Annotated in this window: 22 protein-coding genes; 13 read left to right on the forward strand and 9 right to left on the reverse strand. The window is 63.4% G+C overall.

Annotated elements, in window-relative coordinates; genetic code table 11:
- A complete protein-coding gene (locus I6F24_RS25015; RefSeq protein WP_036007598.1) occupies positions 1 to 564 on the forward strand; it encodes a flavin reductase family protein in 564 nt (187 codons plus the stop codon).
- 7 nt (positions 565 to 571) lie between these two features.
- Here I6F24_RS25015 and I6F24_RS25020 read toward each other — a convergent pair whose 3' ends face one another.
- Positions 572 to 1,480 carry an NAD(P)-dependent oxidoreductase gene (locus tag I6F24_RS25020; protein WP_225150537.1) on the reverse strand — a complete coding sequence of 303 codons (909 nt, stop codon included), beginning with the start codon at positions 1,478 to 1,480 and terminating at the stop codon, positions 572 to 574.
- Positions 1,481 to 1,640: 160 nt separating this feature from the next.
- On the opposite strand from I6F24_RS25020, the gene I6F24_RS25025 reads away from it, so the two are divergent.
- The 6 genes from I6F24_RS25025 to I6F24_RS25050 all read left to right on the forward strand — a co-directional run bounded on the left by I6F24_RS25025 (position 1,641) and on the right by I6F24_RS25050 (position 7,958).
- Complete coding sequence (locus tag I6F24_RS25025) at positions 1,641 to 2,624, forward strand: ABC transporter substrate-binding protein (RefSeq protein ID WP_225150539.1); 984 nt, start codon at positions 1,641 to 1,643, stop codon at positions 2,622 to 2,624.
- Between the two features lie 74 nt (positions 2,625 to 2,698).
- Positions 2,699 to 4,393 carry a dihydroxy-acid dehydratase gene (gene ilvD, locus I6F24_RS25030; protein WP_225150541.1) on the forward strand — a complete coding sequence of 565 codons (1,695 nt, stop codon included), beginning with the start codon at positions 2,699 to 2,701 and terminating at the stop codon, positions 4,391 to 4,393.
- Between the two features lie 94 nt (positions 4,394 to 4,487).
- The gene (locus I6F24_RS25035; protein WP_050996053.1) at positions 4,488 to 5,333 is read left to right on the forward strand and encodes an ABC transporter ATP-binding protein; all 846 of its coding nucleotides are present in this window, start codon (positions 4,488 to 4,490) and stop codon (positions 5,331 to 5,333) included.
- The gene (locus tag I6F24_RS25040) at positions 5,330 to 6,115 is read left to right on the forward strand and encodes an ABC transporter permease (protein WP_036028933.1); all 786 of its coding nucleotides are present in this window, start codon (positions 5,330 to 5,332) and stop codon (positions 6,113 to 6,115) included. The genes I6F24_RS25035 and I6F24_RS25040 overlap by 4 nt, the downstream gene beginning before the upstream one ends.
- The gene (locus tag I6F24_RS25045; protein WP_225111951.1) at positions 6,112 to 6,879 is read left to right on the forward strand and encodes an ABC transporter permease subunit; all 768 of its coding nucleotides are present in this window, start codon (positions 6,112 to 6,114) and stop codon (positions 6,877 to 6,879) included. The genes I6F24_RS25040 and I6F24_RS25045 overlap by 4 nt, the downstream gene beginning before the upstream one ends.
- Before the next feature lie 32 nt (positions 6,880 to 6,911).
- Complete coding sequence (locus I6F24_RS25050) at positions 6,912 to 7,958, forward strand: peptidase M29 (protein ID WP_036028939.1); 1,047 nt, start codon at positions 6,912 to 6,914, stop codon at positions 7,956 to 7,958.
- Here I6F24_RS25050 and I6F24_RS25055 read toward each other — a convergent pair.
- The 5 genes from I6F24_RS25055 to I6F24_RS25075 are packed head-to-tail and all read right to left on the reverse strand — an operon-like array spanning position 7,940 to position 13,673.
- The gene (locus I6F24_RS25055) at positions 7,940 to 8,947 is read right to left on the reverse strand and encodes a 3-hydroxybutyryl-CoA dehydrogenase (protein ID WP_036007580.1); all 1,008 of its coding nucleotides are present in this window, start codon (positions 8,945 to 8,947) and stop codon (positions 7,940 to 7,942) included. The genes I6F24_RS25050 and I6F24_RS25055 overlap by 19 nt on opposite strands.
- Positions 8,948 to 8,950: 3 nt before the next feature.
- A complete protein-coding gene (locus I6F24_RS25060) occupies positions 8,951 to 10,039 on the reverse strand; it encodes an NAD/NADP-dependent octopine/nopaline dehydrogenase family protein (protein ID WP_225150544.1) in 1,089 nt (362 codons plus the stop codon).
- Complete coding sequence (locus I6F24_RS25065; RefSeq protein WP_225150546.1) at positions 10,036 to 11,571, reverse strand: long-chain fatty acid--CoA ligase; 1,536 nt, start codon at positions 11,569 to 11,571, stop codon at positions 10,036 to 10,038. Before I6F24_RS25065 ends, I6F24_RS25060 begins: the two co-directional genes overlap by 4 nt.
- Positions 11,572 to 11,573: 2 nt before the next feature.
- Positions 11,574 to 12,863, reverse strand: a complete 1,290-nt coding sequence (locus tag I6F24_RS25070) for an acyl-CoA dehydrogenase family protein (protein ID WP_225150548.1) — start codon at positions 12,861 to 12,863, stop codon at positions 11,574 to 11,576.
- Between the two features lie 12 nt (positions 12,864 to 12,875).
- The gene (locus tag I6F24_RS25075; RefSeq protein ID WP_225150550.1) at positions 12,876 to 13,673 is read right to left on the reverse strand and encodes an alpha/beta fold hydrolase; all 798 of its coding nucleotides are present in this window, start codon (positions 13,671 to 13,673) and stop codon (positions 12,876 to 12,878) included.
- A gap of 212 nt (positions 13,674 to 13,885) precedes the next feature.
- On the opposite strand from I6F24_RS25075, the gene I6F24_RS25080 reads away from it, so the two are divergent.
- The 3 genes from I6F24_RS25080 (at position 13,886) to I6F24_RS25090 (ending at position 17,082) form a co-directional block, all read left to right on the forward strand.
- The gene (locus I6F24_RS25080) at positions 13,886 to 14,647 is read left to right on the forward strand and encodes an SDR family oxidoreductase (protein ID WP_225150552.1); all 762 of its coding nucleotides are present in this window, start codon (positions 13,886 to 13,888) and stop codon (positions 14,645 to 14,647) included.
- A 41-nt stretch (positions 14,648 to 14,688) separates the two neighbouring features.
- Positions 14,689 to 15,525 carry an enoyl-CoA hydratase family protein gene (locus tag I6F24_RS25085; RefSeq protein WP_225150554.1) on the forward strand — a complete coding sequence of 279 codons (837 nt, stop codon included), beginning with the start codon at positions 14,689 to 14,691 and terminating at the stop codon, positions 15,523 to 15,525.
- A gap of 306 nt (positions 15,526 to 15,831) precedes the next feature.
- The gene (locus I6F24_RS25090) at positions 15,832 to 17,082 is read left to right on the forward strand and encodes a flavin-dependent oxidoreductase (protein ID WP_225150556.1); all 1,251 of its coding nucleotides are present in this window, start codon (positions 15,832 to 15,834) and stop codon (positions 17,080 to 17,082) included.
- A 109-nt stretch (positions 17,083 to 17,191) separates the two neighbouring features.
- Here I6F24_RS25090 and I6F24_RS25095 read toward each other — a convergent pair whose 3' ends face one another.
- Together I6F24_RS25095 and I6F24_RS25100 are read right to left on the reverse strand one after the other, a co-directional pair.
- Positions 17,192 to 17,647, reverse strand: coding sequence for a cupin domain-containing protein (locus I6F24_RS25095; protein WP_036007559.1), 456 nt, complete (start codon positions 17,645 to 17,647; stop codon positions 17,192 to 17,194).
- Between the two features lie 106 nt (positions 17,648 to 17,753).
- Positions 17,754 to 18,929 (reverse strand): ABC transporter substrate-binding protein, encoded by a 1,176-nt coding sequence (locus tag I6F24_RS25100; protein ID WP_225130379.1) that lies wholly within the window; start codon positions 18,927 to 18,929, stop codon positions 17,754 to 17,756.
- 278 nt (positions 18,930 to 19,207) lie between these two features.
- On the opposite strand from I6F24_RS25100, the gene I6F24_RS25105 reads away from it, so the two are divergent.
- The 3 genes from I6F24_RS25105 to I6F24_RS25115 all read left to right on the forward strand — a co-directional run bounded on the left by I6F24_RS25105 (position 19,208) and on the right by I6F24_RS25115 (position 22,015).
- The gene (locus I6F24_RS25105) at positions 19,208 to 19,699 is read left to right on the forward strand and encodes a MarR family transcriptional regulator (RefSeq protein ID WP_036007554.1); all 492 of its coding nucleotides are present in this window, start codon (positions 19,208 to 19,210) and stop codon (positions 19,697 to 19,699) included.
- Positions 19,700 to 19,843: 144 nt separating this feature from the next.
- Complete coding sequence (locus I6F24_RS25110) at positions 19,844 to 21,535, forward strand: benzoate-CoA ligase family protein (RefSeq protein ID WP_225150558.1); 1,692 nt, start codon at positions 19,844 to 19,846, stop codon at positions 21,533 to 21,535.
- Positions 21,536 to 21,550: 15 nt separating this feature from the next.
- Entirely contained in the window at positions 21,551 to 22,015 is a 465-nt protein-coding gene (locus tag I6F24_RS25115; RefSeq protein WP_225150560.1) for a RidA family protein, read from the forward strand.
- A gap of 12 nt (positions 22,016 to 22,027) precedes the next feature.
- On the opposite strand, the gene I6F24_RS25120 is transcribed toward I6F24_RS25115, so the two are convergent.
- The gene (locus I6F24_RS25120) at positions 22,028 to 22,756 is read right to left on the reverse strand and encodes a CBS domain-containing protein (RefSeq protein ID WP_128263366.1); all 729 of its coding nucleotides are present in this window, start codon (positions 22,754 to 22,756) and stop codon (positions 22,028 to 22,030) included.
- Positions 22,757 to 22,909 lie beyond the last annotated feature (153 nt).

The following is a 22,909-nucleotide window of genomic DNA, read 5'->3' on the forward strand; positions in this document are numbered from 1 at the left end:
ATGAATGACCTGCCGAAGCAGCCTCGCGCGCCGGATCCCGCCAATGAGTTCGCGAGCGACAGCTCGCAGATTGATCCTCGCGACTTTCGCAACGCGCTCGGAACTTATGCAACGGGCGTCACGATCATCACAGCGGCAGCGCCCGACGGCAAGCCGTACGGACTGACGTGCAATTCCTTCGCCTCGGTCTCGCTGAATCCGCCGCTGGTTCTGTGGAGCCTCGTCGTCTATTCCTCGAGCCTGACCATCTTCCAGAACGCCAGCCATTTCAGCGTCAACGTTCTTGGCGCTTCACAACAAGCGCTTGCGAACAAATTCGCAAAATCGTCGGATGACAAGTTCACCGGCGTCGACTGGACCCCCGGCCTTGGCAACGCGCCAGTGCTCGCCGAGAGCGTCGCCAACTTTCAATGCCGCTCCGTGAATCGCTATTATGGCGGTGACCATGTGATCTTTCTCGGCGCGGTCGAGGCATATACCTACAATGCGAAAGAGCCGCTGCTCTTTGCGCGAGGAGCGTTCGGTCGCTTCATGGCCGACGATGAGCGCAAGAACGGGCGGTAATGCGCCCCTAGAGCGCTTTGCGCTCTGCCGCCGAAAGCTTGTAGATCTCCAGCGCGTCCGCGTCCGCACCTCGCGCGGCCTTCGCCAGCCTGAAAAGCTGTCCGGCAAGCGCGGCCATCGGCACTGGCGTCGAGGTTGCCTGTGCAACATCGGCGACCGTATCGAGATCCTTGAGCATCGTGGCGATGTGGCCGAGCGGCGGGCTGTGAATGCCGTTGACCATTCGCGGCACGAACAGCTGGAGCGGGATGGAATCCGCAAAGCCGCCTGCGAGCGCTTCGGGCAATCGGTTGGCGTCAATTCCGGCGTTCACGGCAAGGCGGGTTGCTTCCGCGAGCACGGCCATCGCGCATCCGACGATCACCTGGTTGCACAGCTTTGTGGTCTGGCCGGCGCCGAGCGGGCCCATATGCGTGAACCTGCGCGCCATGGCCAGCACATAGGGCCGCACCCTCTCGATGTCGCCAGCTTCGCCGCCCGCCATGATGGCGAGCGTTCCTTCCTCGGCGCCCTTCGTGCCCCCGGACACCGGCGCATCGATCCAGCCCGCCCCGTTCGCGTCTTTCAATCGCGTTGCGAGGTCGCGCGCCGCGTCGGGATGAATTGACGAGAAGTCGACCACAAGCTTGCCCGCGCCAGGGGCCGCTGCCAGACCTTCGGGTCCGAAGATCACCTCCTCCACCGCCGCCGCATCCGTTACGCACATAAAGACGATATCCGAGCTCGCCAGGAGATCACGCGGCGTGACCACGTGCTTGGCACCAGCCTCGACCAGCGGCGCCACCTTGCCCTCCGAGCGATTCCAGACAGCGACCTGATAGCCGGCCTTCAGCAGGCGTCGGGTCATCGGAGTTCCCATGAGTCCGAGGCCGAGATAGCCGAGCTTCTCGGTGCGGTTCTTGCTGTCGTCAGCCATAGGTTGCCTCCTTCTGTCGTAGACGCCGCTTTACCATACATTGCCCATCTGCCGGCAAGACCGCCCACCTCGCATGGCTTGCCTGATTGTTTGAACCATGAAACATTTGAGGCGGTCGGGTTGGGGGCGCCAGTCGGCGCCGGAGCAGCGGAGTGGCACGATGCGAACCGTTTCGAAGTGGATCCTGGCTTTGGGGGCGGCAGCCGCCGTGAGCGCGGACGCAAGCCCGTCATGGGGGCAGCAGACGATCCGCGTCGGCTGGACCATCCCTGCGGAGGAGTCCAAGTACTGGATGATGCGCAGGCCGGCAGAGTTTCCCAATCTCGGCAAGACCTACAACATCGAATGGACCCAATTCCAGGGCACCGCGCCGATGACGCAGGCCCTGGCGGCAGGTGCGCTGGACTGCGCGACGCAGGCGCCGCTCTCGCTCTCCAATGGGGTCGTCGGCGGCAATCTCAAGGCCTATATCGTCGCGCAGCATGTTTTCGAGATGCCCGGCGGCTTCTCGGTCTACTGGGCCGTCAAGGATGACTCGCCCATCAAGACAATTGCGGATCTCAAGGGCAAGACCGTCGGCATTTCCGTGATCGGTGGCGGTACGCAAGGGCCGTTCAATCTGCTCTTGAAGCAGAATGGCGTCGATCCGGCCAAGGACATCAAGCTGGTCGAGGTCGGCTTTGCCGTCTCCGAGGACGCGCTGCGCCAAGGCCGCGTTGACGCGGTCAATATGAACCAGCCGTTTGCTGCGCGCGCGGAGGCAAAGGGCGGCACAAGGAAGCTGTTCTCGCTCTCCCAGGCCATGCCGAACATCGTGCACATCCTGGAAGCCTGCCGTGCCGATTTCGTCGACAAGAACCCTGAGTTGGTCAAGGCCTATGTCCGCGATATTACCTCGGGCATGAAGAAGGCACTCGCGAACCGCGAGGAGACTCTCAAGGTCGTCAATGAAGTGCTGAAAGCCCCCATTCCGGTACTCGAGACCTACTTGCTCAAGGACAATGATTTCGGCCGCGATCCGGGTGCTGCGCCGAACTTCCCGGCGATCCAGAAGATGCTGGATATCTATGCAGAAACAGGAATGCTGCCGAAGCTGGATGTCGCACAGTTCAAGCATCCGTCGATCGTCGCGCCGCTGCAATAGAAGCGGGACGAATTACCGAACCAACATCGTAGCGTTCCGGATCATCCGGGACGCTGCACGAAGAAGATGCATATATGAAGAAGTTGCGTTCCCGAGTCACCACAGACGGCCTCGACCGAGCGCCGCATCGTGCATTCATGCGCGCCATGGGGCTCGACGACGCTGCGATTGCGAAGCCGATGGTGGGCATCGTCAGCATGAAGGGTGAGCAGACGCCCTGCAACATGACCCACGACTTCCAGGTAGCTGCAGCCAAGACCGGGATCGATGAGGCCGGCGGTACACCGCGTGAATTCTCGACTGTTTCGGTGTCCGACGGCATCAGCATGAATCATGAGGGGATGAAGTTCTCCCTCTTCTCGCGTGAGCTGATCGCCGACTCGATCGAAGCCGTGGTCCATGGGTTGGCCTACGATGCGCTGATCGGATACGGCGGGTGCGACAAGACCCTTCCTGGCGTGATGATGGGAATGGTCCGCTGCAACGTGCCATCCATCTTCATCTATGGCGGCAGCTCGCTGCCCGGGCGCGTGGATGGACGTACGCTGACGGTGCTCGATTCCTATGAGGCTGTCGGCAGCTTCATGACTGGCGAGATCGATGGCGCCACGCTCGAGCGCATTGAACGCGCCTGCCTGCCGACGATCGGTGCGTGCGCCGGCCAGTTCACCGCGAACACCATGGGCATGGTATCGGAGGCGATGGGGCTGACCATTCCCAACGTCTCGATGGTGCCCGGTGTCTATTCCGAGCGTGCGCAGATTTCGCGACGCGCCGGCCGACTGATCATGGAGATGCTGGACCGCGGCGGGCCGCTGCCGCGCGACATCGTGACGCGGAAATCCCTGGAGAACGGAGCGGCGATCGTGGCAGCGACGGGCGGCTCGACCAACGCCGCGCTGCACCTGCCGGCGATCGCGAATGAGGCCGGAATTGCATTCAGCATCGATGACGTGGGGGAGGTCTTTGCCAGGACGCCGTTGATCGGCAATCTGCGCCCCGGAGGCAAGTATACGGCGAAGGATGTCTACGATATCGGCGGCGCTGCGGTCATCATTCGCGAGCTGATCCAGAGCGGTCATATCGATGGCGGCTGCTTGTCAATCACCGGCCGCACACTTGCCGAAGAGTACGGTGTGGCCAACGCACCCGACGGAGAGGTTGTGTACACGGCTCGCGCGCCGATCATGCCTGACGGTGGTGTCGCGGTGCTGAAGGGTAACCTCTGTCCCGATGGGGCGGTGATCAAGGTGGCGGGCTTGAAGAGCCAATTCTTCGAAGGCGTCGCGCGTGTTTTCGAGGATGAAGAAGCCTGCGTCGCAGCCGTTCGTGACCGCAGTTACAAGGCGGGCGAGGTTCTCGTGATCCGCAATGAAGGGCCAGTCGGCGGACCTGGCATGCGTGAGATGCTTGGCGTCACCGCACTGATCTACGGGCAGGGCATGGGTGAAAAAGTGGCGCTGATCACCGATGGCCGGTTCTCCGGCGCGACCCGCGGGATGTGCATCGGCTACGTGTCCCCCGAGGCATTTGTTGGCGGTCCGCTGGCGCTCGTCCGGAATGGTGACAGAATCCGGATTGATGCCGCAAATCGACGGATGGATGTCCTGCTCGAGGAACAGGAGCTTGCCGCACGGCGACGCGATTGGAAGCCGCGCCCGCCTCGCCACCGCGCAGGTGCGCTGGCAAAATATGCCCGGCTGGTTGGGCAGGCGCCGGGCGGAGCCGTAACGCATGAAGGCCCGGCAGAATGGCCGTGGTTCGAATGACGCACCGCACGGGCGCGAAAGTGACAGCCTGTCTGGCAGGCTTCTTGCTAAGCTGATGCCGCTGAATCCTCGTGCGAGTGGGACGGAAGGCGGGATGACGGTAGTATCTGCGAGATCGAGCGAATGGGTGAGACCGGTGACGCAACAAGACCCGGCTTCCGCAATCATCGAGATCGACCGCGTGTCGCAGGTCTTTAAAACCTCGGCACGCAAGAATCACGTTGCGCTTTCGGACATTTCGCTGACGATCGAGGAAGGAGCTTTCGTCTCCATCCTTGGTCCGTCCGGCTGCGGCAAGTCGACACTGCTCTACATTGTCGGCGGCTTCGTCAGTCCAACCAGCGGCGCGGCGAAGATGAAGGGACAGGCGATCACGGGGCCCGGTCCGGATCGTGGACCGGTATTCCAGGAATTTGCGCTCTTTCCCTGGAAGACTGTGCTCGGCAACGTGATGTATGGGCCGCGTCAGCAAGGAATTCGCGGCACCGAGGCCGAAGCGCAGAGCCGGGCCCTGATCGAGATGGTCGGCCTCAAGGGCTACGAGAACTTCTATCCCAAGGAGCTGTCGGGCGGCATGAAGCAGCGCGTGGCGCTGGCGCGGACGCTTGCCTACCATCCCGAAGTGCTGCTGATGGACGAGCCGTTCGGGGCACTCGACGCGCACACGAGGACGCGCCTGCAGAACGATCTTCTGAACATCTGGGAGCGTGACCGCAAGACGGTGCTTTTCGTCACCCATTCGGTCGACGAAGCCGTCTTCCTCTCGGACAAGGTCGTCATGATGTCGAAATCGCCCGGGCGAATCCGGCAGGTCATCGACATCGACCTGCCGCGGCCGCGCCGCCGCAACGAGCTGTTGCTCGATCCGCGTTACCAGAAGTACGTCGTCGACATCGAGCGCATGTTCGACGAGAGCGACGAAGCCGGAGCGCCCGCGTGATGTCGGCGGCCGGCATGACCAAGCGCGCTGCCCCGGTGCTCGCCTGCATCGGATTGCTGGTGGTGTGGCAGGTCGCGTCACTGGCGCTGAAGAATGACAGCTTTCCGACCGCGATTGGAGCGATGAGAGCGATTCCGGACATCCTTGGCGACAGGGAATCCCTGATCAATATTCTGGCCTCGCTCCGGCGCATGGCGATGGGATTTGGCGCGGCCGTGCTCGTGTCGATTCCGCTTGGGCTGTTGATGGGACGTAGCGCCGCGATTGCTGCCTTCTTCAATCCGCTGCTGATGGTGATCTATCCGGTGCCGAAGGCGGCCTTGATGCCGATCATCATGCTCTGGCTCGGCGTCGGCGACATCACGAAGACGCTCGTGATCTTCCTCGGCGTCAGCCTGCCCGTGATTTATCACAGCTTCGAAGGCGCCAAGGCGGTCGAAGAGAAGATGCTGTGGTCGGGCGCTGCGATGGGGCTCTCGCCGGTGCAACGCCTGGTGCGTATCGTGCTGCCGGCGGCGCTGCCGGAAATTCTGACGGGGTGTCGTACAGGATTGGTGTTGGCGCTGATCACGATGATCACCAGTGAGATGATTGCCCGTCAGTCCGGTGCCGGAAACATCCTGTTCAACGCGCTCGACATGGGCCAATACGAAACCGTCTTTGCGATGATCATCATCGTGGGAGCGATGGGAATCTGCCTCGACGCGATTTTCGAGAAGGTTCGTGCCAGGCTCGTGCGCTGGTCCGAGCCGCAGTTCGACATGCCGCTGAGCTTCTCATGATGTCGCGGCTTCTCGCCCCTAATTTCGTTCTTGGAATTGCTCCGATCGCACTGGTGATCGCGCTGTGGCAAGGCTTGGTATCTTTCGGCTTCGCGCCGGCAGTTCTGCTGCCGCCGCCTGGCTACGTCTTCGGCCGGCTGCTCCAGCAACTCGTAACCTCGACGTTCCAGCACGAGATCGCGGCGACCCTGATCAGGCTGTTTGCCGGCTTCGCGATTGCTGTCGTGCTCGGTGTCAGCATCGGCATTGCCGCCGCCGCCAATCCGGCGATCAACGCCGTGGTTCGGCCCATCGTGCGCGTATTGGCGCCTTTGCCCAAGGTCGCGCTCTATCCGGCCTTGCTGCTGCTGCTCGGATTTGGCCACGGATCGAAGATCACATTAGTGGCTGCCGACGCTCTTTTCCCGATCCTGCTGTCGACCTATTACGGTGCCTCGACCGTCGAGCAGAAGCTGATCTGGTCGGCTATGGCTGCGGGATCGTCACGCTACGAAATTCTCTTCAAGGTAGTGCTGCCGGCAGCGATGCCGTCGATCCTGACCGGGTGCCGGATTGGCCTTGTCATTTCCTGCATCGTGGTGTTTCTGGCCGAGATGATCACGTCGACGGACGGACTGGGGCACGCGCTCGTGACTGCGGCCAGAACCTTCCAGGCCGTGGACATGTTCGTGCCGCTGATCACGATCTCGCTGCTGGGCTTGATCTTGAACGGCCTGCTGGGAGCCGTGCGCTCGTACTTGCTCCGGGGCTTCCCCGAAGCGTAACTAACAAGAATCCTGAAGACCGGGAGAGAACCATGCTGGCTGATCGTATCGAGGCAAAATGGATCGATGCGTTTTGCGAGATCTTTGAGCGATGCGCCGTCAAGGCCGGCGATACCGCGGCGATCCTGTCGGAGACCCAGTCACGCGCATTGAACGTCCATCTCGCGGAGCTGGCCCTGCTGCGGATGGGCGCGCGGCCGTTTCATGTGGTGATGCCGACGCCACGTAACCGGCATATCGTTCCGGTCCGCTCCACCGGGGCGAGCGAGGCGATCCAAAAGCTTGGTCCAGTGATCACGGCGCTTCAGCAGGCCGGCTTCGTCGTGGATTGCACCATCGAAGGACTGATGCATGCGGTGGAGACGCCGGAGATTCTCAAAGCCGGCGCGCGGATCCTGGTGATCTCCAACGAGCATCCCGAAGCGCTGGAGCGCATGGTGCCGGATTCCGCGCTCGAAAAGCGTGTTCGTGCGGCGGCCAAAATGCTGCGCGGAACGAAGCGCATGCGTGTCTCCTCGAAGGCCGGCACGGCGCTCGATGTCGATATGGTCGGAGCGTCGACTGTCGGTGTGTGGGGCTGGACCGACAAGCCCGGCACGCTCGCGCATTGGCCCGGCGGCATCGTCGTCAGCTTTCCCAAGAGCGGGACCATCAACGGCACTCTGGTGATGGCGCCCGGCGACATCAACCTGACCTTCAAGCGCTACCTGACCTCGCCGGTGAAGATGACTCTGAAGGACGACTATGTCGTGGAACTCGAAGGCGAGGGCACGGATGCCGCGATGATGCGCGCTTATCTGGCCGCCTGGGGCGATCGCGAAGCCTATGCCGTGTCGCATGTCGGCTTCGGCATGAATCCCGGTGCGCGCTATGAGGCACTATCCATGTATGACCAGCGCGACACCAACGGCACAGAGATTCGGGCCGTTTCCGGCAATTTCCTGTTCTCGACCGGTGCGAATGAATTTGCAGGGCGCTACACGGCCGGACATTTCGACCTGCCGATGATGGGAACGACGATCGAGCTCGACGGCGTTGCGGTCGTCCGCGAAGGCGTGCTTCAGGACGTCTTCGGGTAGCCGCGATCGAGCACGGGCGGCCGGGCGAGGTCGAAGTGCCGGAGCAGGTCGACCATGGCCTGCAACCGCTTCACGCGATAAGCATCGACGTCCATCCCGGAGTAATCCAGGAAGCCGGCGCCCGTGCGCAGGCCGATCCGGCCTTCATGCATGTTGCGGGAAATGACCTCCGGCGCGCGATAGCGGTCGCTACCAAGCGCGCCTTCGAGGTAACGGCTGGCGTAGTATAGGATATCGCCGCCGCCCCAATCGATGAATTCGAGCAGCCCGAGCACGGCATAGCGGAAGCCGAAGCCGTAACGGATCGCCTTGTCGATCTCTTCGGCGCTGGCGACGCCTTCCTCGACCATGCGCGCGGCCTCGTTCATTGCCAGCGCCTGGATGCGCGGGACGATGAAACCCGGTGTGGCGGCGCAGACCACCGGCACCTTCCCGATGCCTTCGAGCAGCGTCTTGACCTCGTCGATGACGGCCGGGTCTGTCGCCTTGCCGGGCGAAACCTCGACCAGCGGGATGAGATAGGCCGGGTTGAGCCAGTGCACGTTTAGAAAGCGGCGCGGGTTCACGATCGCGCCCGAGAGATCGTCGACGAGGATGGTCGAGGTCGTCGACGCGATGATCGTTTCAGGGCCGACCTGCTTTGCCGCCGCCCCCAGCACCTCGCGCTTGAGCTCGACCACCTCAGGAACGCCTTCGAAGATCATTCCGGCTTCGGCCAACGCTGCGCCGCTCCGGCTCGCCGGCACCACCGAGACCCGCGCGATCAGCGGATCGACATCCGCGTCGGTCAGCAGCCCCAGTTTTGACAGGCTGGCGAAGGTCTTCCTGACTTCGCCAAGCGCGTCCGTTTCCAGCTTGGTGAAGTCCTCCGCGGAACGCGCCTTGATATCGATCATCGTGACCCTGTGCCCTGCATACGCGAAGGCAACGGCAATGCCCCGGCCCATGCGGCCAGCGCCGAGACAGGCGATATTGATGCGACTGGTCATTGATCAGAATCCATTGCGGAGCAGCGTCTGCAATTCAGCCTTGCTGAGCTCGCCGAGTCCCAGCGTCTGGAGCGTTCGGCCACCTCGCGCAAAATCTTCGCCGCAGACCGCGCCGCCGATTGACAGAAACGCTTTGGCCAGCGGTGTGTCCACGCCAGCGAGACCCGCGACGGACACCAGCAGCGACAGCCCAAGCCGCAGATCCTCGCGCATGTAACGGTGCTCTGTCAGCACGATCCGCTCGCGCCAATCACCGGAATCGGTCAACCGGTCGTGCGAGCCGCGGCCATACATCCAGATCTCGCCTTCCCTCGCGTAGTGATGAGCCAGCGGGAAATGCGGCGCGCCGTAGCCGAGTGCCTCGCGCACTGCGATGCGTTCTGCGTCGAGCGCGTCAGTGACCCGGCGGATCGCGGCTTGCGTACCTTCCTTGTGAATGTCCCAGCGCTCGAAATGTTCGATCGGCCCTGCGTTCATCACGATCAACGGCGGGTGAATGATCGGACCTGCGTTCATCAGGGCGCCCGACAGCGCGTCTCCGCATGTCTCGATCGCGTCTAGGAAAGCGCGCCCGATCACTGCGAGGGCGTGGGGCGCCTGCTCGAGCGGGAACACGCCGACCGGGAGCCGCTTGGCGCGGATGGTGATCGCGACCTCGAACGGTCCGTGCTTGCGGGTCAGCCACGGAAGCGTGCCCGTTTCGGCAAAGCTGGCCTTGGCATTGTTGCCGGCATCTCGGGCCGCCTGGGCGAAGATCATCGAGCCGAACGTCGCCGGCGGCAGAAAGACGACCTGACCGTCCCGCAAATGCGGCGCGAGCAGGCGAGCGATATTTGATTGCGCGAAGGCGGGCGCGGGGCACAGGATCAGCTCCGTGCCTTCGACGGCGTCCGCGATGTCGGTCGTGACCAGCGCCAGCTTCACGTCATGACGGCCGTTGTGATCCTTGACCAGGATGCGCGAGCCGGCGGCGCGATGCGCTGCGACCTGATCGGCATCGCGGCGCCAGAGCCGCACCTCGTGCCCCGACAGCGCAAAATCGCCCGCGGCCGCGAAAGAGCCGTTTCCCCCACCCAGAACTGCGATCTTCAAGATGCTTCTCCTTGCGCCCGTGACTGCGCGTCAAGCTGCTTCAGCAGGAAATGCTGGACCTTGCCCAGCGCCGTCCGCGGCAGGTCGTTGACGAAGACGATCTCGCGCGGAATTTTGTAGCGCGCGAGTTGCGCCTGAAGATGCGCCCTCAATTCGTCCGCCTCGAGCCGGCAGCCGGATCTCGCAATGACATAGGCGACCGGCACCTCGTCCCAGCGCGGGTCCGGCCGGCCGATCACGGCGCATTCGCTGACGTCGGGGTGTTCGAGCAGGACGCGCTCGACCTCGGCCGGGTAGACGTTTTCTCCGCCTGAAATGATCATGTTCTTCTTGCGGTCGCGGACCCAGAAATAGCCGTCGGCATCGCACAGGCCGATATCACCGGTGCGATACCAGCCATCCTGCAGCGCCTCGCGCGTTGCGGCGTCGTTTCCCCAATATTCGAAGAACACGTTGGGACCGCGCACCGCGATTTCGCCCGGCGTGCCCGCGGGCAGTTCTTCGCCGGCCTGGTCGATCACCTTTGCCTCGCAGCACAGGCCGGCAAGGCCGGTCGATCCCGCGCGCGAAAGATCGCCGCCAAGCCGCGTGTAGACGGCGATCGGGCAGGTTTCGGTCGAGCCATAGACCTGAAGCACCGGGACGTCGCGCGCGACGAAGCGCTCGATCAGGTGCGGCGGTACGATGGTCGAGCCGGTGGCGACGGCCTTGAGTGAGGAAAGATCAGCGGTCGCCCAGGCGGGATGCTCACTCACCGCCTGAAGGATCGCAGGAACCATCACCGTGAGTGTCGGCCGTTCCCCTTCAATGGCCGCAAGCGCGGCGTCCGGCGTGAAGCGCGCATGGACCGTGACGGTCGCGCCCAGCTGCAACGCCGGCGTAGTCTGGATGTTGAGGCCACCGACGTGGAAGAACGGCAGCACGGTCAGCACGTGGTCGTCGGACGTCATGTTGTGCATGTGCTGGCTCATGACACCGTTCCAGAACAGCGCCTCCTGGCGCAGCACCGCGCCCTTTGGCCGTCCCGTCGTGCCCGACGTGTAGACGATGAGCAGCGGGCAGGAGAGGTCGGTATGTGGATTTCGGCTCGTGCCGTCACCGCGGGCCAGCAAATCTTCGAATGTCGTGCCGCGAGGTGGCGTGAAGTCGAGGCCGACGACGGATGTCCCTGCCGCGGTCTGTCCCAGCTCGGCAAGCACTCCGGAAAACGCCTGCTCGAGCACCAGGACCTTGGTGCCGGCATCGCCGAGAATGAACAGCTGCTCGGCGACGGCCAGTCGCCAGTTCAGCGGCACCAGCATCGCGCCGAGCCGCGCACAGGCGTAAAGCAGAACCAGATAATCCGGCCGGTTCAGGCTTAGAATCGCGACGCGATCGCCGCGGCCGACGCCGAGCGCCTGTTTTAAGGCCGTGGCCGTTTGCTCGATGCGTGCGGCGAATGCCGCATAACTCAGCCGCGTCCCTTCGAAGGCAATGGCCGTCTTGTCTGGCGCGAACGCCGCGTTGCGGTCGATCAGGCTACAGAGGTCCACGGTCAGTCGTCCGTTTCACCGGCCTCGTACAGCGCTTCGCGCCCGATCCGGTCGAGGCAGAGCTCGGCGGTCCAGGGCAGCATCAGCGAGCCGCAGCGGCTGTCACGATAGATTCGCTCCAGCGGCAGCGAGCGAAGCATGGCCTGACCGCCGCAGGTGCGGATCGCGAGCGCGGCGAGCTCATTGGCGCCCTCCATCACGGAATATTGCGCGGCATAGGCGCGCAGCACTTGCTCCTTGCTCGGATTGGCGCGCGCCTCGGTCACGGCCTGGAACCAGATTGCCTTAATCTGCTCCAGCTTGATCTGCATCTGCGCCACCGCGATCTGCTTGGTCGGGTACATCCGCCGCTTGACCGACGGCATGCCCGGGACCTCGCCGCGCAAGTAACGCACGGTGAAGTCGTAGGCGGCTTGCGCCAGGCCCATATAGGTCGGCGACAGCGTCAGGAACATGTGCGGCCAGCGCTGAGCTGCCTGGAAATACACGCCGCGCGGCATCAGCGCCGAATCTTCCGGAACGAACACATCCTTGAACAGCAGCGTCCGCGAAACCGTGCCGCGCATGCCCAGCGGGTCCCAGTCGCCGACGACCGAGACGCCTTCTGATTTGGCTGATATCGCCAGGTAAAGCGTGTTGCGGCGCGACGCCTTCTCGCCTTGCTCCATCTCGGTGCAAAGCACGCCGTAATAGTCGGCGTGGCCCGAAAGCGAGGCAAAGATCTTCTTGCCGTTGACGATCCAGCCCCCTTTAACCGGCCTTGCTTCAGTGCCGAATGCGACCCCGCCGGCAGCGGCAGCTCCACCTTCGGAAAAGGGCTGCGAGTAGATCGCTCCATCCTCGACGATGCGCTTGTAGTGCACCGCGCGCCGCCGCTCGTGCTCGGCACGGGTGTCCGCGTCCATGTCCAGATCGTCGGCGAGCGGACCCGACCACAGGGTCGAGCAGACATGCATGTTCCAGGTCAGCGCGGTGGCGCCGCAATAGCGGCCGATCTCGGCCGCCGCCAGGGCATAGGTCTGGTAATTCGCGCCGAGGCCGCCGTGCTTCTTTGGCACGGCAATGCCGAGCAGGCCGACGCGATGCAAATCGCAGTAATTTTCGGTCGGGAAGGTCGCCTCGCGATCGTAAGTGGCGGCGCGACCGGCAAAGACGGTCTGGCCGATCTCTCTCGCGCGGGTGATGATGCCGGCCTGCTCGTCGCTCAGGCTGAATGCGACAGGATCGAAGATCGGCGCATCCAGCGCGACCTTGTTGGTCGCGCCAATCGTCTTGCTGACTTGCATGGTCATCGCGCAGTTACCTTAGGCTTTGGTCGCGAGAGAGTTCAGGAACCGGCCGAGAGCTTCGTCGAAGGCCTCGGGGCGTTCGAGATTGGCGAGATGGCCGACGCCAGGCAGCTCGACATATTCGGCCCCCGGGATATAGGCCGCCGTCTTTGCCATCATCGGCGCGGGCGCGTTGTTGTCTTTTGAGCCGGACAGCAACAGCGTGGGAACAGAGATATTTCCGAGCGTGCTGCGCTGATCGAAGCCGATGAGGGCCAGCATCATGGCACGATAGCTCGCTTCGGGCACGCTCCCCATGCATTCGCGGGCGACCTCCATCCCATTCGGATCGGGATCGTCGCCGACGAGCTCCTTCACCAGGGAAGGGGCCAGCGACTTCATCGTCTCGCCGCGATCGAGCGGTCCCAGTCGCGCTGCGATGAATGATTTCTGCCAGTCGCCGTCCGCCTTTCCGAACGCAGGGCTGGTCTGCGCCAGCACGACTGCGCGTGCCAGCTTGGGGGATTGAACCAGCCACTTCTGAACGATCATGCCGCCGATGGAATGGCCGACCAGAACAGGTCTGCTGACGCCGAGTTGCGCGATGAACTGCTGGAGCGCCTCCGCCAGGGCAGCGATACTGACGCTCGCAAGCGGCGCCGATCCTCCATAACCGGGCATGTCCCATGCGATCGCGCGGAAGCGGTCGCCAAATGTCGCAAGCTGCCGCCGCCAGGCCCGCGCCGCGCCGCCGATGCCGTGCAGGAAGATCAGCGGTATCGCGTCCGGATCGCCCGCGGCTTCATAGGCGAAGCGTCCGTCCCTTGTTATCATTGGCACAGGCTGCGACACGCGACATCCTTCTGCTGGGCCCCTCGATGCTAACAGGCCTTTCGGAGATGGAAAGCGATAATTTTATACTTAAAGCAATTTTCGGGCCGTTGCTCGTGCCGCATCATTCGCCGCCCACGCGCCGCTTTCGTTGCAAAAACTTGAAGGTTAAAATATATCGGAAGCGCGATCACGAGAGCCGAGGGAGCCAGCGCATGTCCGGATTGCCGCATTCGCCGCACGCGCTGGTCACCGGTGGCGGGCGCGGCATCGGCCGCGCGATCGCGTCCGCTCTCGTCGGCGCCGGTGCGACCGTGACCGTGCTTGGCCGGAACGCGGCGGTTCTCGACGAGGCGGTCAATGCAGGCGCCGCGCACTTTACGGCTGTCGCTGATGTCTCGAACGAAGCGTCTCTGAAAGCCGCGATCGCCGGGGCAAGTGCGCGCAAGCCGATCGACATCCTGATCGCCAACGCGGGCAGCGCTGAATCGGCGCCGTTCGCGAAATCGGACAGCGCGCTCTTCAGCCGGATGATGGATGTCAATTTCATGGGCGTCGTGCATGCCGTCCAGGCCGTGCTGCCGGGCATGAAGGATCGTCCCTACGGCCGCATCGTCGCGGTAGCGTCCACCGCAGGCCTCAAGGGCTACGCCTATGTCAGCGCGTATGCCGCGGCCAAACACGCCGTGATCGGCCTCGTGCGTTCGCTTGCTCTCGAGATGGCCGGAAGCAACGTCACCGTGAATGCGGTGTGTCCCGGCTTTACCGACACCGACCTCGTCGCCGGGAGCATTGACAACATCATGAAGAAGACGGGCCGAACCCGCGAGCAGGCAATTGCCGAGCTCGCGAAGCACAATCCGCAAGGACGCTTGGTCACGCCTCAGGAGGTCGCAGACGCGGTTCTCTGGCTGTGCGGGGAGGGCGCGAGCGCGATCACCGGACAGGCGATCGCAGTGGCCGGTGGCGAAGTCTAGCCTGCCTGGCAGGCGCGGAAAAAGAAAGCCAAGGAGATCCCATGAGCAGACCAGCCAATCCCGTTACCGTGCCGCTTGCGGATTACTCACCGCAGCACTTCCTGCTCGCCGTGGTCGATGGCGTTGCGACGGTCACGCTCAACCGTCCCGAACGAAAGAATCCGCTGACGTTCGAGAGCTATCGGGAACTGACCGACTTCTTCCGCGCCTGCGCCTTCGACGACGCGGTCAAGTCCATCGTCGTGACGGGTGCCGGCGGCAATTTCTCGTCCGGCGGCGACGTGTTCGAGATCATCGGCCCGCTGGTGAAGATGGACACCAAGGGTCTGACCGCCTTCACGCGCATGACCGGCGACCTCGTCAAGGCGATGCGGGCCTGTCCGCAGCCGATCGTGGCCGCGGTCGAAGGTATCTGTGCCGGGGCCGGAGCGATCATCGCGATGGCGTCTGATATGCGCCTTGCGGCGAGCGGGGCCAAGGTGGCGTTCCTGTTCAACAAGGTGGGGTTGGCCGGCTGCGACATGGGCGCTTGCGCCATCCTGCCGCGGATCATCGGGCAGTCCCGCGCCTCCGAGCTGCTCTACACCGGCCGGTTCATGACGGCGGAAGAGGGCGAGCGCTGGGGCTTCTTCAGCCGCATCGTCACGCCAGAGCAGGTGCTGCCCCAGGCGCAGGTTCTGGCCAGGCAGGTCGCGGAAGGCCCGACCTTCGCCAACACCATGACCAAGCGGATGCTGGCCATGGAATGGGCGATGTCGGTGGAGGAGGCGATCGAAGCGGAGGCCGTGGCTCAAGCCCTGTGCATGACAACGGCGGATTTCGAGCGCGCCTTCGACGCTTTCGCCAACAAGATCAAACCGGTCTTCAGGGGCGACTGAGCCGGTCGCAATTATCTGCAGCCAATCCAGCGAGGGGGACTTGCGGGGGATTATTTTAGGTTTAAAATAATTTCATTGCCGCCTGCGTGAGATGAAGCTCGCCAATCGCGCGATGATGTCGCCGATGCGCATGTATTCGGGTTCCGCGACAGCGTGCGCGACCGGCAGGATCTCCAGGAGCTGAGAATTAAGGCTAAGCCCAAGACCCGGGCCGAGCTCAAGACGGAGGCGACAAAGCCGCTTGCGGCGGAGTGACCGCCCGTGCGACGTTAACCCATTGCCTGCGGTTCGAGTGGAGTTAGGGCGATGAAGGCGATTATCGTCGGTGGCGGTATCGGTGGTCTCACGACGGCTTTGATGTTCCGCTCGCGCGGCCTGGATTGCGAGATCTTCGAGCAGGCCGACACCATTCGCGAGCTCGGCGTCGGCATCAACACGCTGCCGCACGCGATGCGGGAGTTGGCCGGCCTCGGCCTGTTGCAGAAGCTCGACGAGGTCGCGATCCGCACCGATCAGCTCTATTATCTCAACCGCCACGGCCAGGAGGTCTGGCGCGAAGCTCGCGGCATCGACGCCGGCCACGATGTGCCGCAATTCTCGATCCATCGCGGGCGCCTTCAGGGCGTCATCCATCGTGCCGTCGAGGAGCGGTTGGGCCGTGAGGCGATCCACACCGGCTGCCGGCTCGGCGCCTTCACGCAGGACGAGGGCGGCGTCACTGCTTACTTCTTCGATCGCGCCGGCACCCATGTCCACACCGCGCGCGGCGATATCCTGATCGGCGCCGACGGCATTCACTCTCGCGTCCGCGAGACGCTGTTTCCGAACGAAGGGCCGCCGTGCTGGAACGGCCTCATGCTGTGGCGCGGTGCGCGCGACTGGCCGCTGTTTCTCACCGGAAAATCGATGATCGTGGCCGGCGGTCTCAATGCCAAGGTGGTGATCTATCCGATCGCGGAAGGATCGAGCCCGGCGAGCCGCCTGACCAATTGGGCGGTGCTGGTGAAGGTGGGCGAGGGCAACGCGCCGCCGCCGCGGAAGGAAGACTGGTCGCGGCCGGGCCGCCGCGAGGAGCTGATGCCGCACGTGGCACGCTTCTCGGTGCCCTATATCGACGTGACGAGCCTGATCTCGGCAACGCCCGAATTCTACGAATATCCGACCTGCGACCGCGATCCCTTGCCCTATTGGTCATTGGGCCGGGTCACGCTGCTCGGCGATGCCGCGCATCCGATGTATCCGGTTGGATCGAACGGCGCCTCGCAGGCCATTCTCGACGCGCGCTGTCTTGCGGATGTGCTGGTGCGCGCCGAACACCCGCGACAGGCCTTGCTCGAATACGAGAAGAAGCGTCTGCCGATGACGGCCGAAATCGTCCGCTCCAACCGGCGCGGCGGGCCGGAGGGCGTTATCGACGCCGTCGAGCAGCTCGCGCCCGACGGCTTCGACAATGTCGACAACGTCCTGAGCTATTCCCAGCGCGAGGCCATCGTGCGCGGCTATGCCACCAAGGCAGGTTTCGCCGCGGTGCCCGGACTCGCGGCGGTGCGCGCCTGAAGCGCGCCTAAAGCGTGATGCGATTGGGACGAATCGTCATCGCGCTTTAGGGTTCTTGTTTGAGCATGATCTTTTCGGAAAACCGCTACGCACTTTTCCGGATCATGCTCTAGCCGCCGGGCGGCGGCGGCAGGAAGTGGATGTTGAACTCGGCGGCCATCGCCACGACGTCCTCGGGCTTCTGCTCCTTCATGTTGTGGAGACCCCAGAACAGGTCGAACAGCTTGCGGCTCGGCGAGACCCAGAACAGCACCTTGGCGGTCTGCTCCGACTTGTTGAAGATGCCGTGCGGCACGCCCATGCCGAGGCGGATCAGGTCGCCTGCACTGGCCTGCGCCTCCGAATTGCCCAGCATGAAATCGAGCTTGCCCTCCAGCATGTAGAGATACTCATCCTGGTCGGGGTGAATGTGCGGCGGCACGAAGGTGCCCGGCGGCAGCGTCGCGTGCCAGGAGAAGCTGTTCTCGGCGTAGCTCTTCGGCACGTAGGTCTGGCCAAGGATGTTCCAGGAAATACCCTGGATTCCCTCATTGGCCCGCGTGATGCCGGTGATTTCGCTCTTCATTGCAGTCCTCCCGTAACGCGCTGCGTGGCTATTGTTAGAGCATGATCATTTTCGGAAAACCGCTGCGCACTTTGCGCTAGTGCGGCCCTTCGGGTCCGGATCATGCTCAGTTCGCCGCCTTGCAGTCCTTGGCATAGCGGTCGCCGTAATTCTCGAACACCTTCTGCACGATCTCGGTCTGGAATTTGCCGTCCGGACGCTTGGCGACCTTGGTCAGGTAGAAATCCTGGATCGGATAATTGTTGTTGTTGAACTTGAAGGCCCCGCGCAGCGAGGTGAAGTCGGCCTTCTTCAACGCGGCGCCAACGGCCTCCTTGTTGGAGAGATTGCCCTTCACGGCCTTGACTGCGCTGTCGATCAGCATCGCGGCATCATAGGCCTGGAAGGCGTAGGTGCCGGGAACGCTGTTGTAGGCGGCCTCATAGGCGGCAACGAACTTCTTGTTCTGGGGATTGTCGAGATTGGGCGCCCAGTTCGCGCCACCGAACATGCCCACCGCCGCATCCTGCTGTGCCGGCAGGGTCGATTCATCGACCGTGAAGGCCGAGAGCACCGGAATAGTATCGGCGAGCCCGGCCTGCCGGTACTGCTTGACGAGATTGACGCCGAGGCCGCCCGGCATGAATGTGAACAGTGCATCGGGCTTCTGCGAGGAAATCTTGGAGAGCTCCGGCTGGAAATCCAACGTGTTCAACGGCATGTAGGACTCTTCGACGATCTCGCCCTTGTAGTCCAGCTTGAAGCCAGCCACCGAATCCTTGCCCGCCTGATAGTTCGGCACCATCAGGTACATCCGCTTGTAGCCGCGATCCTGCGCGACCTTGCCGAGGATCTCGTGCACCTGATCGTTCTGATACGAGGTCACATAGAAGAACGGGTTGCAATCCTTGCCGGCGAAGGTCGAGGGACCGGCATTGGGGCTGATCAGGAAGGTTTTCGACTCCGTGATGGGCCGGTGGATGGCCTGCAGGATGTTGGAGAAGATCGGCCCGACCACGAAGTCGACCTTCTCACGTTCCAGAAGGCCCTTCACCTTGGTCACCGCAGCATCCGGCTTCAGCTCATCGTCGACGACGACGACCTCGACATCGCGGCCACCCATCTTGCTGCCGAGATCCTTCACGGCGAGCGCGAAGCCGTCGCGAACCTGCTGGCCCAGCGCTGCGGCGGGCCCCGATAGGGTCACGATCACACCCAGCTTGATTTTTTCCTGGGCGAGGGCAGGGGTCACCACGGTGCCGAGTAGCATCGCAGCTGCGGCCAAGGTTATTTTCGTCTTCATGATCTGTCCCTCGTGACGATTGGCTTGCGCTGCAAGCCACGTACTCCAATCCAAAGCTTATGCCGATGACGGCGGCCGCGGCAAGCCGAGCGCGGGGCGTCGCATCCTGCGGGCAGCGATGCATGCAAGCTGCGCGCCAATTATTTGAAGCCTAAAGAAATTGGCGTGCGGTCGATTGTTGCAGCTTTGGACTTGCGGCCGGCTCGGATTTATTTGAAGCTCAAAACGTTGGGGAATCCGTGCCCGCGCCATGGCCGGCCGTGAGTGACTGCATCGACATGCTCGATTCCGAGACCAAGGTTGTCGAAACACCGGAGGACCACGCCGAAGAGCTTCGGCTGTGGCTGCGGCTCCTGACCTGCACGACGCTGATCGAGGGCGAGGTGCGCGGCCGGCTGCGGCAGCGGTTCGACGTCACGTTGCCGCGTTTCGACCTGATGGCACAGCTCGACAAGGCGCCTGACGGCATGACCCTGTCAGATGTCTCCAAGCGCATGATGGTCTCGAACGGCAATGTGACCGGGCTCGTGGAGCGCCTGGTGGAATCAGGCCATCTCGACCGGCGGACCTCAGACACCGATCGCCGCGTCCAGGTGATCCGGCTGACCAAGCTCGGGCGTGCCGAGTTCCGCAGGATGGCCGCCGAGCACGAGACCTGGATCGCCGATCTGTTCGCCGATCTCTCCCCGAAGGATGTGCGCGAATTGATGCGCCTCCTCGCCAAGACCAAGGCGTCCGCGCAGAAATCGGCCGCCCGCCGCCGGCCGTAGCCTGCGGGCGCGACAGCCCGACACCCTTTGCCGCATGAAAAAGCACGGGATGCCCAAAATCCCCTATTGCGCTGAATTGCTTTAAGCCTAAAATGTTTTCCAGATCGTGCTGCCGGGTGCAATCCATGCTGAAAGGAGCGTGCGATGGCCAACGCCGCCAAGATTCAAGGGACGGGCTCGTCTGACGGCAGCGCCGCGACGGCCCATGTCGATACGTTCGCGCGGCAACATCTGCCGCCGCGCGAGCTCTGGCCCGAATTCATCTTCACGCGGCCGGAGCTGAACTATCCGCCGCGACTGAACTGCGTCAGCTATTTCCTCGATCGCTGGGTCGAGCAGGGCCATGGCGATGCCCCTTGCGTCATCAGCCCGGCCGTCAGCTACACCTATCGCGAGCTGCAGGCGCTGGTGAACCGCGTCGCCAATGTGCTGGTTGGCAAGCTCGGCCTCGTCACCGGCGGGCGTGTGCTGCTGCGCTCGGCCAACAATCCGATGATGGTTGCGACCTATCTCGCGGTGATCAAGGCCGGCGGAATCTGCGTGGCGACGATGCCGCTGCTGCGCGCCAAGGAGCTGTCCTATCCGATCCAGAAGGCGGAGATCACGCTGGCGCTATGCGATGGAAAGCTCGCCGAGGAGATGGAGAAGGCGAAGGCTGCGGCACCGGGCCTCGAGCGGGCCGTCTATTGGGGCAATGGCGCGGCGGATTCGCTCGAAGCGCTGATCGCCGATGCCAGTCCGGAGTTCGAGGCGGTCGATACCGCCGCCGACGACATCTGCCTGATCGCCTTCACCTCGGGCACGACCGGCGATCCCAAGGGCACCATGCATTTCCACCGCGACATGCTCGCGGTCTGTGACGGCTATGCGCGCAACATTCTGCGCGCCGAGCAAAACGATCGCTTTATCGGCTCGGCGCCGCTCGCCTTCACCTTCGGCTTCGGCGGCGTGCTGTTTCCGATGCATATCGGCGCCTCCTTCGTCGTGCTGGAGAAGACGACGCCGGACGACATTCTGAATGCGATCGAGCAGTACAAGACCACGGTCTGCTTCACGGCGCCGACCGCATACCGCGCCATGCTTGGCAAGCTCGCAGGCCGCGACATTTCTTCGCTCCGCAAATGCGTCTCTGCGGGCGAGACCCTTCCCAAGCCGACATTCGATGCCTGGCTTAAGGCGACCGGGATCAAGCTGATGGACGGCATCGGCTCGACCGAGATGCTGCACATCTTCATCAGCGCGACCGAGGACGAGATCCGCCCCGGCGCCACCGGCAAGCCCGTGCCGGGCTATGAAGCCAAGATCGTCGATGACGAGGGCCGCGACGTGCCGCCCGGAACGATGGGCTTTCTCGCCGTGCGCGGGCCGACCGGCTGCCGCTATCTGGCCGACGAGCGGCAGCGGAAATACGTTCAGAACGGCTGGAACATCACCGGCGACACCTATTTGATGGATAGCGACGGCTATTTCTGGTACCAGTCGCGCTCCGACGACATGATCGTGTCGGCTGGCTACAACATCGCAGGAACCGACGTCGAAGCGGCACTGCTCACGCATCCGGCGGTCGCCGAATGCGGTGTGGTCGGCGCGCCGGACGAGGCGCGGGGCATGATCGTCAAAGCCTATGTCATTGCCGCGCCCGGCGTGACCCCTGACGCTCAGCTCGTGGCCGAGTTGCAGGAGCACGTCAAACGCGAGATCGCGCCGTATAAATATCCGCGCGCCATCGAGTTCGTCGCGCAATTGCCGAAGACCGAGACCGGCAAGCTGAAGCGCTTTGCCCTGCGGCAGTTGGCGCAGGCTGCAGTGACGTCCTCAGGCGTCGCCGCGGAATGAGAGAAGGATAGAGAATTGTCTGTGACGACGCCGAAAAGCCCGCAACTCGCGGTCCTGCCGACCGCAGCCGAGGATGGAACGCGCACCAAGGCGCAGATCCTGCAGCCGTCAGGCTGGCCGCTGCCGAAGGGCTATGCCAACGGCATGGCTGCCGAAGGACGCATCGTCGTCACCGGCGGGGTGATCGGCTGGGACGCCGAGGAGCGTCTCGCCGAGGGCTTCGTTGCGCAGGTGCGCCAGACCCTGGACAACATCGCAGCGATCCTGGCCGAGGCCGGTGCCCGGCCCGAGCACCTCGTGCGCTTGACCTGGTACGTCGTCGACATGGACGAGTATCTGGCCAATCTGAAGGAGCTCGGCAGGATCTACCGCGACGTCTTCGGAACGCACTATCCAGCGATGGCCTTGGTTCAGGTCGTCCGCCTCGTCGAGAAGGCGGCGCGCGTCGAGATCGAAGCCACCGCCGTCATTCCGAGCTGAACTCCGCGGCAATCAGCTCGCTTTGGCGAGCTCGTCGTCTTCGGGCGAGTTGAGATAGACGCCGGATATGGTGTCGACCCAGCAGAGATGATCGTGCACCTTCTTCACGCCCTCGACGTTCTCCGCGGCGACGATCGCGGCCTGCCGTGCCCGCTCTTCGGTGATGACGCCGCTGAGATGAACGATACCGTCGCGCACGATGACGTTCAGCCCGAACGGGCACCAGTCGTTCTTCTCCATGGTGTCGATGATGCGGCTGCGAATGTGGTCGTCGTCCGCGGTCGGATCCGGCACTTCGCGGGCGAGCCCGGCCACGGCCTGTAACAGGTTGGCGCGGGACACGATTCCGACGACCTTGTCGCCGCGCACCACCGGCAGCCGCTTGACGTTGTTTCGCTCCATGAGGTCGACGATCTCCGCAAGCGCCGTATCCTCGGTGATGGTCACGGGCGAGTCGGTCATCACTTCCGAGATCTTGCGGCCGTGTTCGTGAACAAAGTCGCTGGCGGATTTGCCCGGACCGAGGATGAACCGCAGCCAGCGCCCGCGCTTGCGCCCGGTGCCGATCTCGCTGCGGCGGATGAAATCTCCTTCCGACACCACGCCGACCAGCTTGCCGGTAGCGTCGACCACCGTGAGGCCGCTCACATGTCGCTTCAGCATGATATTGGCCGCCTCGACGATGCTGGTGTCGGGGGTGACCGAGATGACCGACCGGGTCATGATCTGGTGGGCGCGCATGAACAACTCCGCTGGCATGTCAATTTCAATGGACAAAGCCTAGTGAAACCGTCCGGGTGCGGTTTGACCCAGGTCAAGCGACAAAGTTCAAGCGGACAAAGCTTGCCTTGATTGACCGATTTTGATCCGTGCCGCGATTTGATGCAGCTCAAC

It is taken from the genome of Bradyrhizobium sp. BRP23, from assembly GCF_020194135.1.
Classification (GTDB): domain Bacteria; phylum Pseudomonadota; class Alphaproteobacteria; order Rhizobiales; family Xanthobacteraceae; genus Bradyrhizobium; species Bradyrhizobium yuanmingense.

Excerpts from the sequence above, each read along its gene's own strand:
- I6F24_RS25050 (WP_036028939.1), top strand. The coding sequence starts at position 6,912 with ATGCTGGCTGATCGTATCGAGGCAAAATGGATCGATGCGTTTTGCGAG.
- I6F24_RS25020 (WP_225150537.1), bottom strand. The coding sequence starts at position 1,480 with ATGGCTGACGACAGCAAGAACCGCACCGAGAAGCTCGGCTATCTCGGC.
- I6F24_RS25090 (WP_225150556.1), top strand. The coding sequence starts at position 15,832 with ATGAAGGCGATTATCGTCGGTGGCGGTATCGGTGGTCTCACGACGGCT.
- I6F24_RS25100 (WP_225130379.1), bottom strand. The coding sequence starts at position 18,929 with ATGAAGACGAAAATAACCTTGGCCGCAGCTGCGATGCTACTCGGCACC.
- I6F24_RS25105 (WP_036007554.1), top strand. The coding sequence starts at position 19,208 with ATGCTCGATTCCGAGACCAAGGTTGTCGAAACACCGGAGGACCACGCC.
- I6F24_RS25015 (WP_036007598.1), top strand. The coding sequence starts at position 1 with ATGAATGACCTGCCGAAGCAGCCTCGCGCGCCGGATCCCGCCAATGAG.
- I6F24_RS25095 (WP_036007559.1), bottom strand. The coding sequence starts at position 17,647 with ATGAAGAGCGAAATCACCGGCATCACGCGGGCCAATGAGGGAATCCAG.
- ilvD (WP_225150541.1), top strand. The coding sequence starts at position 2,699 with ATGAAGAAGTTGCGTTCCCGAGTCACCACAGACGGCCTCGACCGAGCG.
- I6F24_RS25085 (WP_225150554.1), top strand. The coding sequence starts at position 14,689 with ATGAGCAGACCAGCCAATCCCGTTACCGTGCCGCTTGCGGATTACTCA.
- I6F24_RS25025 (WP_225150539.1), top strand. The coding sequence starts at position 1,641 with ATGCGAACCGTTTCGAAGTGGATCCTGGCTTTGGGGGCGGCAGCCGCC.
- I6F24_RS25045 (WP_225111951.1), top strand. The coding sequence starts at position 6,112 with ATGATGTCGCGGCTTCTCGCCCCTAATTTCGTTCTTGGAATTGCTCCG.
- I6F24_RS25075 (WP_225150550.1), bottom strand. The coding sequence starts at position 13,673 with ATGATAACAAGGGACGGACGCTTCGCCTATGAAGCCGCGGGCGATCCG.
- I6F24_RS25080 (WP_225150552.1), top strand. The coding sequence starts at position 13,886 with ATGTCCGGATTGCCGCATTCGCCGCACGCGCTGGTCACCGGTGGCGGG.
- I6F24_RS25120 (WP_128263366.1), bottom strand. The coding sequence starts at position 22,756 with ATGCGCGCCCACCAGATCATGACCCGGTCGGTCATCTCGGTCACCCCC.
- I6F24_RS25035 (WP_050996053.1), top strand. The coding sequence starts at position 4,488 with ATGACGGTAGTATCTGCGAGATCGAGCGAATGGGTGAGACCGGTGACG.
- I6F24_RS25110 (WP_225150558.1), top strand. The coding sequence starts at position 19,844 with ATGGCCAACGCCGCCAAGATTCAAGGGACGGGCTCGTCTGACGGCAGC.
- I6F24_RS25070 (WP_225150548.1), bottom strand. The coding sequence starts at position 12,863 with ATGACCATGCAAGTCAGCAAGACGATTGGCGCGACCAACAAGGTCGCG.
- I6F24_RS25055 (WP_036007580.1), bottom strand. The coding sequence starts at position 8,947 with ATGACCAGTCGCATCAATATCGCCTGTCTCGGCGCTGGCCGCATGGGC.